This window comes from Endozoicomonas numazuensis, from assembly GCF_000722635.1.
GTDB classification, from domain to species: Bacteria; Pseudomonadota; Gammaproteobacteria; order Pseudomonadales; family Endozoicomonadaceae; genus Endozoicomonas_A; species Endozoicomonas_A numazuensis.
The window spans coordinates 409,998-425,020 of record NZ_JOKH01000004.1 but is presented as its reverse complement, the minus strand read 5'-3'; the positions used below and the strand labels follow the sequence as shown (position 1 = coordinate 425,020).

General features: G+C 48.0%; 12 protein-coding genes and 1 riboswitch. Of the genes, 9 read left to right on the top strand and 3 right to left on the bottom strand.

The features are described from left to right. Positions 1-89 precede the first annotated feature (89 nt). Positions 90-665 carry a lysophospholipid acyltransferase family protein gene (locus GZ78_RS18640; RefSeq protein ID WP_034839345.1) on the bottom strand — a complete coding sequence of 192 codons (576 nt, stop codon included), beginning with the start codon at positions 663-665 and terminating at the stop codon, positions 90-92. Positions 666-886: 221 nt separating this feature from the next. Next, a complete protein-coding gene (gene moaA, locus GZ78_RS18635) occupies positions 887-1,867 on the bottom strand; it encodes a GTP 3',8-cyclase MoaA (RefSeq protein ID WP_034839334.1) in 981 nt (326 codons plus the stop codon). After that, positions 1,856-2,021: riboswitch (molybdenum cofactor riboswitch) on the bottom strand. It overlaps the preceding gene by 12 nt. Before the next feature lie 232 nt (positions 2,022-2,253). Here moaA and mobB point away from each other — a divergent pair. The 4 genes from mobB to GZ78_RS18615 all read left to right on the top strand — a co-directional run bounded on the left by mobB (position 2,254) and on the right by GZ78_RS18615 (position 6,212). Next, positions 2,254-2,811, top strand: a complete 558-nt coding sequence (gene mobB / locus GZ78_RS18630; protein ID WP_034839331.1) for a molybdopterin-guanine dinucleotide biosynthesis protein B — start codon at positions 2,254-2,256, stop codon at positions 2,809-2,811. Next, complete coding sequence (gene moeA, locus GZ78_RS18625; protein ID WP_034839327.1) at positions 2,808-4,046, top strand: molybdopterin molybdotransferase MoeA; 1,239 nt, start codon at positions 2,808-2,810, stop codon at positions 4,044-4,046. Before mobB ends, moeA begins: the two co-directional genes overlap by 4 nt. 161 nt (positions 4,047-4,207) lie before the next feature. Continuing rightward, positions 4,208-5,377: a Na/Pi symporter gene (locus tag GZ78_RS18620; RefSeq protein WP_034839657.1), complete on the top strand. Its 1,170-nt coding sequence runs from the start codon at positions 4,208-4,210 to the stop codon at positions 5,375-5,377. A gap of 85 nt (positions 5,378-5,462) precedes the next feature. After that, entirely contained in the window at positions 5,463-6,212 is a 750-nt protein-coding gene (locus GZ78_RS18615; protein WP_081869933.1) for a TonB family protein, read from the top strand. Here GZ78_RS18615 and GZ78_RS18610 read toward each other — a convergent pair. Beyond that, entirely contained in the window at positions 6,209-7,102 is an 894-nt protein-coding gene (locus GZ78_RS18610; protein ID WP_034839322.1) for a LysR family transcriptional regulator, read from the bottom strand. The two genes, GZ78_RS18615 and GZ78_RS18610, sit on opposite strands and share 4 nt — an antisense overlap. Positions 7,103-7,226: 124 nt before the next feature. Between GZ78_RS18610 and GZ78_RS18605 the strand changes: the two genes are divergently transcribed. The 5 genes from GZ78_RS18605 (at position 7,227) to pilB (ending at position 14,959) form a co-directional block, all read left to right on the top strand. Further along, on the top strand, positions 7,227-9,275 hold the full coding sequence (locus GZ78_RS18605; RefSeq protein ID WP_051786340.1) for an alkyl/aryl-sulfatase: 2,049 nt from the start codon (positions 7,227-7,229) through the stop codon (positions 9,273-9,275). 156 nt (positions 9,276-9,431) lie between these two features. After that, positions 9,432-10,103, top strand: a complete 672-nt coding sequence (locus tag GZ78_RS18600; protein WP_201772756.1) for a hypothetical protein — start codon at positions 9,432-9,434, stop codon at positions 10,101-10,103. A 113-nt stretch (positions 10,104-10,216) separates the two neighbouring features. Continuing rightward, complete coding sequence (locus GZ78_RS18595) at positions 10,217-11,110, top strand: DMT family transporter (RefSeq protein ID WP_034839321.1); 894 nt, start codon at positions 10,217-10,219, stop codon at positions 11,108-11,110. Positions 11,111-11,322: 212 nt separating this feature from the next. Continuing rightward, positions 11,323-12,936: a hypothetical protein gene (locus tag GZ78_RS18590; RefSeq protein ID WP_152558819.1), complete on the top strand. Its 1,614-nt coding sequence runs from the start codon at positions 11,323-11,325 to the stop codon at positions 12,934-12,936. A 319-nt stretch (positions 12,937-13,255) separates the two neighbouring features. Further along, a complete protein-coding gene (gene pilB, locus GZ78_RS18585; protein WP_034839316.1) occupies positions 13,256-14,959 on the top strand; it encodes a type IV-A pilus assembly ATPase PilB in 1,704 nt (567 codons plus the stop codon). Positions 14,960-15,023 lie beyond the last annotated feature (64 nt).

Genomic DNA, 15,023 nt, shown 5'->3' with positions numbered 1-15,023 from the left:
GGGTTTATGGCTACTGCTTCGTATCAGAAGTGATTATCCAGCTTGAAATCAGCCAGTTATGTTGTTTATTAATCAGCCAGACTGCACTCTCAGAATTTATGCGGCCTTTTTCCGGTCATCCCCTGATAGAAGTGCTGAATTTCTTTCAGGTCATTCTCGTAGTTACCCGTAGGGTAAAACAGCGGACCAAAGCCCCCCTGCCTGGTTTTGAAGTCCAGAAACCCCAGGGCGATAGGCACACCGGCCCCAGATGCGACATGATAAAAGCCACTTTTCCATTGACCCACCTTGCTGCGGGTTCCTTCAGGTGGAATAGTGACAACAAGGTCATCAGATACATTAAACCGGTCAATGACTTGCTGCACCAACCCTGTATTTCGGCTGCGCTCTACCGGAATCCCTCCCATCCATCGCATAACAGGTCCCATCGGGCCTTTAAAGAGGCTGTTCTTACCCATCCAGGAAATCTTGATACCAAATTTGAAAGCGATAGCCATCACCAGAACAAAATCCCAGTTACTGGTGTGAGGAGCAGCAATAACAACATATTTTCTGGCATCGGGCTTTTTTCCTGACAACTTCCAGCCTGCCAGCTTCAAGCCCAGGGTAGAGATAATGCGAAAGAGGGTATTGACAAGGGGAGTATCAAAAATCGTATGAGTCATCAGGAAGGTTACCGCAGACAGCCAGAATCAAGATTGACCCAACGCTCATAGAACGCCCCGACCAATCTTCGGGCGGCATTATACCCACCTTAACCAGAATGTATACGTCAGTGTCTATTTTTGTCCGGGGGACCGTTTGTCACCTCAGATAAAATCCGAAAATTAAACAAGCCTCAAACAAAAAGCACTGCGGCAAGCCATGCTTTTTATTTAAAACGCAATTAACCACCAATCTGAGCCAGGTTCTGAGTCCCACCGGTGTAGCCCTGATCCAGAAAATGACCATCCACTTTCAAACGCAGCACAGATCGAATTTCCTGAATCAGCTCATCCTGCTGACTGTCATCTTGCAGCAATCGACGAAGGTCATGACCCGACTCGGAAAACAGACAAAGCTGAAGATGCCCCTGACTGCTTACCCTCAGGCGGTTACATTCCTTGCAGAAGTCTCTTGAATAAGGAGTAATCAGACCAACACGCCCCTGATAGTCAGGGTGACAGTACTCATAAGCCGGACCGGCATCTCTCTTTCGAGCCATCCTGACCCAGCCTTTTTCCAAGAGCTGATCCCTGATTTGCTGACCTGGCACATGGTACTGATTGAAAAAACTACCATTGTTGCCTGTCTGCATCAGTTCAATAAAGCGCATCGTCACTGGCTGATGCTTTATCCAGTCGAGAAACGCGCCCAACTGGATATCATTGACGTCTTTCATCAAGACCGCATTCACCTTGATGGAAGGCAGACCGTAGGCAAAAGCTTTCTCAATACCGGCCAGTATTTCCTGAAGTCGATCATGGCCAGTAATGGCTTCAAAGGCTCTGGGGTCAAGACTATCAATACTGACATTCAGCTGATCAAGGCCGGAAGCCAACCAGGACTCCACCCTCTGATCCATCTTGTAACCATTTGTGGTCATGGCCACTTTCTTGATACCTGGAATGGATTTGATCGTACTGACAATGTCGTTAAAATCAGAGCGTAACGTTGGCTCACCACCTGTTAAGCGGATTTTCTCAACGCCCACCGCAGAGAAAGCAGTCACAAGCCGCCTAATTTCAGCAACATCCAGTGACTGCTTGTGATGGTGTTCTTCACAGCCATCAGGCAAACAATAGTTACAACTAAAGTTACACAGGTCTGTCAGAGACAGCCTGAGATAGGGAAACGTTCGTCCCTGGGGATCATGTAATGGTCGCATCTCACACCTTTCCAAATACGGGAGGCCCAGACATTTCTGTATGAACCCTGGCAACCTGCGCACAACACGCATCAGGTTACGGCCTGGCAACCATACCTTCAGGGTTATTACCTGACTCAGGTTTAGGCTGCGAAGCTCGGCGCTCAATTCAAAATTGAATTGGCTCACATCGTAACGCCAAGCTCATTAAATAGCCATGTCCAAAAAGACGATTTTTAGTGGCATAAATACCGTCAACCACAGAGTACTTCGTAGTAAATACAACCGAGTTACCCCTACTGTTACTCTTATGTGAAGTATCACTCTACTTGATGGCAAAGAGTGATTGAGTAGCGACAGATACTTCAATAAACTTCAGCGCACTCAATGAATGATCGGGAATGTAAATGCCTCCCCTCTCACTGCAATCCTTCCCTTTACCTGTTATTGGGCTGGCAGCCTTCAGCGGCACGGGTAAAACCACCCTGCTGGAAAAACTGATTCCTCTGCTTAGCGCAAAAGAACTTAATATAGGGGTTGTTAAAGCTTCTCATCACAGCGTTGATCCCGATACGCCAGGAAAAGACAGCCATCGTCTCAGGCTGGCTGGCAGCAGTCAGCTGGTTCTCAGTACACCTGAAAGATCCATTTGTTATACCGAAAGAGCAGATCGCTCAGACCCACAGTTGATGAACGAACTGCAGTTACTTGACTGCAACCGTCTTGATCTGATCATTATTGAAGGCTTCAGGGATGTGGCTTTTCCGAAAATTGAACTGCATCGCCAGGATCTGGGTCGCTCTTTGCTTTACCCTTCAGACCCCAACATCATTGCAATAGCCTGGGATAAACCTTTAAACGACAATCCAGGACTTCCCCAGCTGAACCTGAACAATCCGGATCAGATTGCTGAATTCATTTATAGCTTTTGGGTCAAAAACAGTTTCAAGGAGACGTCTCAATGACAGACTGCTGCGCCGCCCCCGGACTAATGCCCTTACATGAAGGGCTGGAAAAACTGGTCACGGAAACGCCTGTTGTCACAGAATCAGAATCGGTTGCGCTGGAAGATTGTCTGGATCGTGTTCTTTCGGACGATATCATTTCACCGGTCAATGTCCCGTCCCATGATAATTCAGCCATGGACGGGTATGCGTTTCAATTCAGTGACCTGAAACATCATTCAATTCTGCCACTTGCAGGACAGTCTTTAGCAGGACACCCTTATCAGGGCACCATGCCCTCAGGTCACTGCATCAGAATCATGACGGGAGCGTCTATTCCAGAAGGCACCGATACAGTCATTATGCAGGAACAGACTGAGCCTTCAGATCAAGGCATTACCTTTACCAAAAAGCCGTCGAAACCGGGTAATAATGTTCGCCGGGCAGGTGAAGATATTGCTGAAGGCTGTCAGGTATTCAGAAAAGGTCATGTCATCAAAGCTCAGGATATCGGTCTGCTGGCTTCTCTAGGGGTCGCCAAAGTGCCCGTTGTGCGCAAAATTAAAGTAGCGCTATTTTCTACGGGTGATGAACTGAAGCTTCCCGGCGAAACTCTCGGACACGGCGACATATACGACAGCAATAGATTTGCGGTCTCTGCCATGCTGAAACGACTGGGTACAGAGGTTATTGATCTTGGCAAAATCAGAGATGATCGCTCCGCCATCCGGGAAGCATTTCTTGAAGCTGACCAGCGGGCCGATGCAGTCATAACTTCGGGTGGAGTTTCTGTAGGTGACGCTGACTTTGTCAAAGATATTCTCAATGAAATAGGCCATACTTCTTTCTGGAAATTGGCGATCAAACCCGGCAAGCCATTTGCCTTTGGCAAACTACCCAACAGCGTATTCTTTGGACTGCCCGGAAACCCGGTTTCCGCTACGGTCACCTTTCAACAACTGGCAGCCCCCGCTTTACATCATATGATGGGAGCAAAGCGACCTCCTGCCATTGAACTACCAGCAACTTGTTGCACTCCCCTCAAGAAACAACCCGGTCGCCTTGAATTTCAGCGGGGCATTCTCTCAACCAACGAGAGAGGAGAAGCAGAAGTCGTTACAACAGGTAGTCAGGGATCAGGTATTCTCCGATCCATGAGCATGGCAAACTGTTACATTGTTTTGCCTGCCTCTCAGGGCAATGTTGAAGCAGGAGAAACAGTCAAAGTGCAGATGTTCGACAAACCTCTTATGTGATAAATCCAGTTCTTGAAAAAATCTGTTTGACCAGAATTTTTCTCAAGAACTGGAGGTCTTTAGGGAATATTTCAGAAAAATGTCATATCTGTAACATTACTGAAACAAAAGACCTATATTTTCGCCAACATCTTTATTCACACAGCACCAAGGTGCAGAAAATGTCTGAAGCAACAAGTAAAGCCAGCGCCAAGGCTGACTACAAATTAACCAGTAAGCACTATGGCCGTATCTGGATGAGAGTAATCCTCTGGATTTATGCCCTGCTGGTTGCCGTCAGCGTCGTTGGCTCCGGCTTTAAAATGGCTGTGGGCGGAGCAGAAGCTGCTGCTGAGCTGTTCAGTTTTGCCAACAATACTGTTCTGGCTCTCATAGCGGGTACTCTTGCCACCGCACTGGTGCAATCATCCAGTACAGTGACGTCTGTTATCGTTGGCCTGGTAGCCGGTGGCCTGCCGGTTGAAATGGCTATCCCAATGATTATGGGTGCCAACATTGGTACGACCATCACCAATACTCTGGTCAGCCTCGGTCATATGGGTTGTGACAAGTCCTTCAAGCGAGCTTTTGCTGCTTCGACAGTCCACGACTTCTTTAACTATCTGGCCGTACTGATTCTGCTGCCTCTGGAGCTGATGACGGGCTTCCTGAGCGGGCTTTCCCAGCACGTTGCCACAATGCTGGTCGGTGGTTCAGCGGTTGACATGGGCAGCCTGAACTTCGTCAAGCCTCTGACAGCCCCTGCGGTCAATATCGTTAAAGGATTTGCAGGACTGCTACCTGATACGACTCTGGGCGGCCTGTCTATGATCGCGATTGGTATCTTCCTGATTTTCAGCTCGGTTGTAAGGCTGGGTAAGCTATTGAAAAAGGTAATGGTAGGTCGCGCCAAAGATGTTCTGCACAAGTCCATTGGCCGTGGCCCGATATCAGGCATAGCTTCCGGAACCGTTATGACGGTTATGGTTCAATCCTCTTCTACCACCACCAGCCTGATGGTTCCTCTGGTGGGCAGTGGAGTGTTCACCGTACGTCAGATGTACCCCGTAACCCTGGGAGCTAACATTGGAACCACTATCACAGCTCTGCTTTCAGCAACCGCTATTGTCGGCGCCGAAGCCACGCACGCAATGACGATAGCCTTGGTACACTTGTTCTTCAACCTCTTTGCTGTAGCTCTTATCTATGGCGTCAAATGGCTGCGTGAGATCCCTCTATACGCAGCAGAAAAACTGTCCGAGCTTGCAGTAAGAAACCGAGCTTATGCATTCCTGTATCTGCTACTGGCCTTCTTCCTCATACCCGGTCTCGGGATCTTCATAGCCCAGTAAAGCCTGCCTGATGTTTTGATAAAGCCTTGGTATCGCCAAGGCTTTTTTATTGATTCCGAGCCATTTAACCTCTCAATGAGCTGCTATGCTCTCTGGGTTGCGAATCAAGGAACAGGAATCCGATATCAGGCACCTCCTAATCCCCCTGACCCTCTCAGTGATTTTTCACACTTCTCTTCTGGGCTTTCCCGGGGGGAGCTGGGTGGCTGCCCCCAAGGCACCGGGCATTCAAATCAAACTGGTCTCCCATCAACCTTCTTTGATGACTGCTGCTGAAAAGACTCCACCCGCCCAAAAGGAAGAGACCAATTCCGAACAGAAAGCGCCCGAAAAGATAGAAGAAAACACTGAAAATACACAAGAAACTAAAAATGCGGAAAGCAAGAAAGTTATAACGACAAGAGCAGAAAAGAAGAAAACTCAAAAAGAATCGGACACCCTCAAAACAAAAAGCCTTAAAAAAACTGAGCCCTCCCAACCACCAGCGCCTTCTGTAAGTCAGCAAACTGCTGGAGAGTCCGTTGAAGAACTTGCCAACCCTCAAGCCAGAAGCACTCAATCTGATGAGTTTCAGAAATGGGTGGCTCAACTTCAGTACCGAATCAATCGCTACAAAGTCTATCCCTATCAGGCGAAAAGAAGACGCCTGGTAGGTGAGGTAAAAATCGAAGCTGAAATTAACGCAGACGGAACTCTGGGAAAGGCCAGAGTTCTGGCAGGCAAAAGAGCATTTGAAACCAGCAGCCTGAGAGCTATTGAGCGCTCATTGCCGTTGCCTACACCTCACAACAAACCTGTTACGGTGATTCTTTCTATCAATTACCGACTGCTCTAACTGACCAACTCCTGAAGCTTCCGCCTCAACCATTGGTGTGCAGCATGATCATTACTGCGTTTATGCCATAGCATCCGGTGGGTCACAGGTTCAAAAGAAAAAGGCGGTGTCAGTATCTGAAGATCAAAACTCCTGGCATACTCTTCTGCCAGCGACATGGTAGTCGCCCCAAGACACTCACTCTTGGCTAACAAGGCCATCATCGATAGCAGGGAATTACATTCGCCAGCAATGCTTCTCTGCTCCAGATTTTCTATAGCGATATAGTCCGCAAGGTATTGATGTGAACGCCTGAGCTGTATCGCTATATGCTTCTCGGCATAATATTGTTGCTCTGTGATCTCTCCCTGCACTCTGGGATGATGTCTCGAGCAGACCAGCACCAGCTGGTCCAGAAAAAAAGGTTTTGACTCATAGGAGTGGCTGCTCAGTCCACCCACATCTATGGCCAGGTCAGCTTTTTGCAGGCTCAGCTGCTGAAGCAGTTGCTCTTCATCATTAGGCGTTAAATGAAACTCTATACGGCACTGCCCCATAGAAAGGTCACTCTCTACCCGAGGTAACAACCTCTGTAACATGGGCTCATTTGCAAAAACTTTGAATTGATGGGGTGATTGCACGTCAAATGTCTTGAGATTCTCAAGGGCTGAATAAACACTGCCGAAAGCCGGCTCTATTTCATCAGCCAACCGCATCGCATGATGGGTGGCAGTAATGCCTCTTCCTTCCCTGACAAACAACTCAACACCCAACTGTTCCTGTAATCGTTTCAGAACACCACTGACACCTGGCTGAGTCATATCAAGAGCATCCGCCGCCTGAGTAATAGAACCCAGCTGATACACCTCCAGAAAAACTTCCAGCATTTTCAGATCAAACTTTTTGTCCATTACCCTGCACTCATAATCTGACGTAATGAATGAAATCAATTTCCCTTTATTTTTCCCTCACCAGGATCTTCATAAACTGCTGCTCACTGATATGAACCACTCTAAATATTCTCAGGAGCGCCGAATGAAATCCCCCTCAACAACCCGAAAGAAACTGATTGCCCTGGCCACCCTGCTGGCCATATCGACCCAGGCTACAGCGGGTCATCACGAAGAGATGACCCTGCATGCCAAAGGTAAACCAGCCACTCAACAAACCATTGAGATCAATAGAGCATATAGCAAAATGCTTAACTGGCAGGACCGTGATGCCTTCAAACGAAATCAGACCAGACTGATCAAGCCCCTGTCCTGGACTGCCGCCAACATCATGCGCAATGACTATGACTTTATTAAGCAGGATTCCATAGCCGACACCGTCAATCCATCGCTTTACCGTCAGGCTCAGTTAAACAATACGGCAGCTGGCCTCTATCAAGTGACTGATGGTATCTATCAGGTACGAGGTACTGACCTTTCCAACATCACCTTTATACGGGGAGAAAGTGGCTGGATCGCTTATGACGTTCTACTGACACGTCAGGCCGCAGAAATTTCAACCCGCTTCTTCCTGAACAGTGTACCTGAAGGTGGTGATCTCCCCATTGTCGCCATGATTTATTCACACAGTCATGCCGACCACTTTGGTGGCTCCAGAGCAATCAAGAACCTGTTTCCCAACATCAAGGTCTACGCTCCCAGTAACATGACCAAAGAGACAGTCGATGAGAACGTTCTGGCCGGTAATGCCATGTCTCGTAGAGCTGCTTACCAGTATGGATCCACTCTGACTCCCAGTAAGCGTGGCCTGGTCGATGCCGGTCTGGGTAAGGCCATGTCCACCAGCTCCAGCGAATATGGCAAAGGCGACATTACCTTTGTTGAGCCGGACTACAACCTGAATAAAGACAGTAAGTTCGAAACCCTGACCATCGATGGCGTAGAAATGATTTTCATCGATACCGCCGGGACAGAAGCGCCTGCGGGCATGGCTACTTATATTCCATCGAAACAGGCTCTGTGGACAGGCGAAATGATGTATCACGGTATGCATAACATCTATACCCTGCGAGGAGCCAAGGTCAGGGATACACTCAAGTGGTCCAAGGACATTAATACCATGATCAATGCCTGGGGCTCTGATATTGAGGTGCTCTTTGGATCTCACTCTTCACCAGTCTGGGGTAACAAAACCGTTAACGACTTCATGAAACTGCAGCGTGATAACTACGGTTTTGTTCACAACCAGACTCTAAGACTGGCTAATAATGGTGTTGTTTTACAGGACATTGGTGATGCGGTGGTTAACGCTCTGCCAGATTCCATCCAGAAAGCCTGGCACACCAATGGCTATCATGGCTCTTACAGTCATAACGCTAAAGCCGTCTATAACATGTACCTAGGCTATTTCGATATGAACCCGGCCAACTTGAACCCACTGCCTACAGCAGAGGAGTCCGTCAAGTTTGTAGAATACATGGGAGGCATTGAGTCCATCGTTGCCAAAGCTCAAAAAGACTTTGATAAAGGCGAGTATCGCTTCGTGGCCACGGTTCTGAATAAAGCGGTTAAAGCGGAGCCTGGCAACCAGATTGCTCGTCAGCTTCTGGCGGATACCTATGAACAACTGGGTTATCAGTCTGAAACCATGGGCTGGCGTAATACTTATCTTTCCGGAGCCCAGGAACTGCGCATTGGCTCACAGCCGGGCATTCCAAAAACGGCTTCTCCCGATGTACTGGCAGAGATGACGATGGGCAGTTTGCTGGACTACATGGCTGTTAAAGTAGATTCCACCGTTGCTCAGCATAAGTCGTTCACAATGAATGTCATTCTTCCTGACATTGAAGAAACTTACTTCGTGGAAATGTCTAATGGCAACCTGAACAACGGTCTGGTGAAAGACGCACGACAGTCTGACTCCACGCTCTATATCAACAAGAGCGATGTCACCGACATAGTACTGAAGAAAACGACCCTGAAAGAACTCTTCGACAAAAAGCTGGCAGGGATTGAGGGCGACAAGACCACCATCAGCAAGCTTCAAAGCTCAATGGTTAGCTTTAACCCGGCCTTCGAAATTGTCCCCCGCCCTGAGCACAGACAAACCGTCGACGCCCACCTCTATAACTGATTTTTAACAATAATCTCTGTGACTCCCATGCCTTGCAATGGGAGTCACCCTGTTGCATCAAAGACCATGAATTACAAGAAATCTGAATTTTCAGGCGCAGTGCTTGCTGTCTGCTGCCTTGCTTCATTCTCATCAACGGCCAAAGGAGTTCAGGATATGTCTGATCCTCTCGCTGTTTACACCCAGGCCGGTGCAGGCGTCACCAACAAAGGCCTTAATATCAAGATTGGCCAAGCCTACGACACTGGCTCTGTAGAGAGCATGGCCATGAATATTATTGAAATAAAAGGCATGGGGGCCGATCTGCTGGGGCTTAAGGGTGATGATTCCGTCGACAGCCTGCGGTTTCGGAACTTCAAGCTGGATACGACCAATGGCCGTGGTGCCCAGATCGATATCAACTGGAATTTTGATAGCGGCACCGGTAATGCTTCTTACAGCTTTATTCAGGCTTTGCCTGCAATGGGCTCTGTTCAATTCTATCCACTGGCTGGTATTGGTTTGACCGTCAGCGACTCTGCGGATATCAGAGGACAGAAAAATGAGATTGGCAGTGTAGGCTACGCTATACCGTCCACGTATGGTGTGATTGGCACCTATGCAAAAATCACTCTGACCGACAAAATCTGGTTGAACTATAACCCCATGTATATCACTACGTTCAACGACAATGACTACATGTCAGACCGAATGGACGGCCTGCATCATGAAATCGTTGCCAGTTATCAGATCACCCCCTATCAGAACGTAAGAGTGTTTGGTAACTACTCTGCCATTGAAGTCAATGACGACTGGAACTGGAGAGTCGAATTCAACCATCAGTTTTGAGCGCTTTCTCGATTTAAAAAAGGAAGAAATAAACAGCTTGATAACTCCTCATTACAAAGCTGATGTGCCAGTTATACAATCAGGCTGTTTTTAACTCAGGACTCTACTTCAACATGTCTCGATCTCTCCAGGCCGACGCTGTAATGCTGCTGGTGACGATACTGGCAGCCAGTGGCTGGATATTCACCAAGCTGGCTCTTGAAGATCTCCCTCCCATCGCTTTTTTGGCATTACGATTCCTGGGTTCTTTTCTGTTATTGATTCTCTTCTGCTGGTATTCACTATTCAGGTTGAACCTGAAACAGTGGCGCTATGCAGTATTCGCAGGGCTGGTTCAGGGTATCAGTATGATGGTCTGGATTTTGGCGCTAAACAGTGCAGACCAGGTCAGCGAGGGGGCATTCATTACCAGCATGCTGACTATTATTGCTCCGATTATTGCCTGGCTGTTTTTCAGCAGTCACCTGAAACGAGAGACTCTATTCGCCCTGCCTCTGGCATTAGCTGGTATGGCCTTGTTGGCATTGGATGGCAACTGGCAACTTGAATCGGCACAGCTGCTGTTTCTCGTTTCGGCCTTCGGGTTTGCCCTTCATATCAATCTGACCAACTATTTTGGCCAGAACCTTCCTTCTCTTCCTTTTACTGCCATCCAGGTGGCGGTAGTAGGAGGGTTGGCAGCATTGGTTTCCTTTTTCACCGAATCCTGGCCGAAGACCGTCGACTCATCAGCCTGGGGCTGGCTGCTGGCTGCAATTTTGCTAGCCACAGGTTTTCGCTATACCCTGCAAACTTGGGGCATAAAAAACTCCACTGCAGGAAGTGCTGCCCTGATCATGACACTTGAACCCCTCTGGACAGCAATGATGAGCCTTTACTGGCTGGGAGAATCCATGGATAAGCAGGCACTAGTTGGCTGTATATTGATTCTTGCTTCCCTGGTAGTCAGTCGCTGGCAGTTGATAAAGCGACAGACCAGACGAACTGGAAGCAGTCTACGGGTTTAGTTTTAAAATGCCTGTAAATGGAACATTAGGTCGCGTTAGCCAGCCCCCCTAAAATCGACCATATATGATCCTAACTACCCGTTTTTTAAATACTTTCTTTCTACCTTTTTCACTTCAAGACAAGCTTCAAGCCAGGATCAGTCAAAAATACATCCGCAATGAAAAATTATGGCTATCTTTATGGGGTTGTTTCATTTCAGGTGTTGTTATCAATGATGAAAAGAAGAAGTGCCCTGACTGGTTCAGCGCTTTGCTTCATTCTAGCGGCTCCCGGCTGGTCTGCAGAAACCCCAGGAAAAGTAGCACCCCTCAAAGGTGTTAAATATTTAGGAAGCCTTGTCGTGCCCTCTGACAATCAAAAAAAGGTCACGCATATTACAGGCGCTCATTTCGTCCCTGCCGAAAATGATTCAACAGGAGCGCTTTACCTGCTCTCGGGTGATGCCGGAGCGGGCTTCACCGGTAGTAATGGCTTAGCAGAATTTTCAAAGCCCCGGTATTACAAACTGGATATGAGCAGAGTAACACTGGATCCACGGGACCCCAGCGACCATGACCTATCTCCCAGTGAAGTGTCTGAACACAAGCTAGTAGAAGGCAAACACGCTGTAACCAATCCTCTATGGCTGAACGATGGTCACATTGCCCCCAGTGGCATCACTACGACCAAAGACGGCAAGTTGCTGATATCCTCCAGCCAGAGCGAAAGAGATTTTACCAGTACCCTGGACTACAGAGTTTTCGATATTCCCGCTCATATAGGTCTTGGGTATAAACACGCCAATCGTCACTCAACGGATCCGGACACCCGTAACACGGGCTTCATGAAAGCCATGGACACTGTTCATGATTACTTTCCTGTACCAATCGTTGAAGCCATTCCCGCAGCGTTTGTTTATCTTTTCTGGGAAATGCCCAAACAGGTCTCTAGAGGTTCGCACTGGTACGACGTTGGTCTGACATCGAAATTCCTTCTGACCAACAGCGACGATGTAAAATCGGGTCAGGTTGATAGCGCCTTCAGGTTACCGAAGCATTACGAAAACACTAACTGGATTCCATTCCATAAAGGTTTAAGCGGTATTCAACAAGGGCTCGGTGTGAAAAGCCTTGACCATGTACCAGGCAGCAATAACTACGTCTCTGTTACGGCTGGCGCGTTGGTTCAAGATGCGACTAAATGGACCGTCAGAGGCACCCCTCCGCCAGCCAGGGTGGTCACCTTTACGACTGAACAGCTGGCTATCGAAGACAAGCTTCTGTCCGAAAAACATCAGAACAGTAACGGACTGCCCCCTAGAGGAGAAGTCTCAACACTCTCTGAAAAGCTCTATAATTTTTCATATTATGAAGTGGTGCCTCGTCTTAGAAAACAGCTCAAGGGCGACCCGATTCGCACAGTGAGTGACATAGCCATTCTGAACAACAAGCAAGCCTTATTCCTGGAAAAAACGGAATTGCCTTATTCGGGAGCTCTACCACGTTTTGTAAACCGGGTCTTTCTGGTAGACCTGAGCAGTGGGAAGGACTTCAGGGGCAAAACAACGTTTGAAGGCGACGAGCTAAACAACATATTCCACAAGACACCTGGAGATTTTTTGTCCAGAACTTTGGTATTTGACAGCGAGCACCCGGATTCATTAAGGCTGATACCTAACAACCCGGACTTTAATATTCATCAGACTGGTTACGATGCCATTGCCCTAGGTCCTGATACGATACTGGGCGAAAAAACCTTTATGTTGGTCAGCTATGATGATGGGAAACCCAAAGGTTGGAATTCACAAACTCGTCTTATGCATTTCACCCTGCCAGCACGTCAATAAAAGCTGAAACGCCCGCCAGGTAAAGCCTTTCTGGTAATTATCAGACCAGAGGCTTTCCACGGGTAGACCTGACAACGTGGATTAATCGCTGAAATTTACCAACCTGAAAAGCCATTATCTCAGGATAATGGCTTTTTATTATCAGAATCAACGCCACAGCCTTGTTCACCCCATTAGCCTCTCCCAGAACAACTCCTTTACATAGCTGTATACGTGTTCGTCGACACTTTCTGAAATATCCTGTTTAAGCTCTTGTCTTAGTGCTGATATAGTAGAAATCAGCGAACAGAAACAAGAAAAACAAACGGATAAATAAGGCATGGCCGATAAACCTCTGACAGGACTCGCTGCTCGACTGGTTGTCGACCAGCTGATTGATGAAGAGACGCTCCGCTCCGCACTCTCTCAGGCAGAAAAAGCAAAACAAACGCTTTCCAGCTATCTGATTCATGAAAATCTGCTCAATGCCAAAGATATTGCTTTGGCTACTGCAGAAGAATTCGGTATGCCGGTACTGGACTTAAATGCCTATGACCCGGAAGCCGCGCCGAAAGACCTGATCCCTGAAAAACTGATCCGTAAACACAAACTGATCCCTTTAATGAAGCGGGGTACCCGATTATTTGTCGGAATTGTTGATCCCAGCGATCATACTGCGATCGATGAAATTCGATTCAGTACCGGTCTCATGGTGGACTCCGTTCTCATCGAAGAAAACAAACTGGAAAACTTTATAGACCGGTTGCTTGATGGAGGTGAAGATGCGCTATCGAATTTTGATGACGACGAATTTGGTAACCTCGAAGATCTGGAAGTAGGTGCCGTTGAAGAATCGGACGATGAAGAATCTGGAACCGATGATGACGCTCCAGTCGTTAAATTCGTCAATAAAATGCTGCTGACGGCGATCAAAACTGGCGCATCTGACCTTCACTTTGAACCCTATGAAAAAACCTACAGGGTCCGTTTCCGAACGGATGGTGTTCTTCATGAGGCGGCCAAGCCTCCTTCCGGACTGGCTCCAAGAATCGCCTCCCGCCTGAAGATTATGTCCGCGATGGATATTTCAGAACGCCGTAAACCTCAGGATGGTCGTATCAAGATGCGTCTGTCTAAAAGCAAGTCTATCGACTTTCGAGTCAACACGCTGCCCACACTCTGGGGGGAAAAAATTGTATTACGAATTCTCGACCCTTCCAGCGCCAAAATGGGTATTGACGCTCTGGGTTATGAGGAAGCCCAAAAAGACATGTATATGGATGCCCTGCATCAACCCCAGGGAATGATTCTTGTTACTGGCCCCACCGGCTCCGGCAAGACGGTTTCTCTCTATACCGGTCTGAATATTCTGAATACCGCAGAAAGGAACATATCCACAGCGGAGGACCCGGTAGAAATAAACCTTGAAGGCATAAATCAGGTCAACGTCAATCCAAAACAGGGGATGGATTTCTCCCAGGCTTTACGCGCCTTCCTGCGTCAGGATCCCGATATCATCATGGTGGGTGAGATTCGAGACATCGAAACGGCCAACATTGCCATCAAAGCAGCCCAGACAGGCCACATGGTTATGTCGACACTGCACACCAACAGCGCTCCAGAAACCCTGACTCGTCTGCAGAACATGGGCGTCCCCTCCTTTAACATTGCTACCTCTGTAAGCCTGATCATTGCCCAGCGTCTGGCCAGACGATTATGCAGTCACTGCAAAGAAGAGAAGAACATTCCCAGAGAAGCCCTGCTGGAAGAGGGTTTCAGTGATGAGCAGATCAAGGGCGCTATTATTTTTGGCCCGAAAGGATGTGATCAGTGCAGTAAGGGTTACAAAGGCCGGGTAGGTATTTATGAAGTCGTTAAAATAACACCTGCCCTGCAACAAATCATTATGGAAGAAGGCAACTCCCTTCAGATTGCTGAGACAGCCCAAAAGGAAGGTTTCAACAACTTGCGCCAGTCCGGACTGTTAAAAGTTTTGCAGGGGGTGACCAGTCTTGAAGAAGCCAACCGGGTAACTCTGGAGTAAGTCGAAAAGAGATGAACTTATAATCAGGGAAGTGGCCTCATTACTGGGTCACTCTCCAGACCGG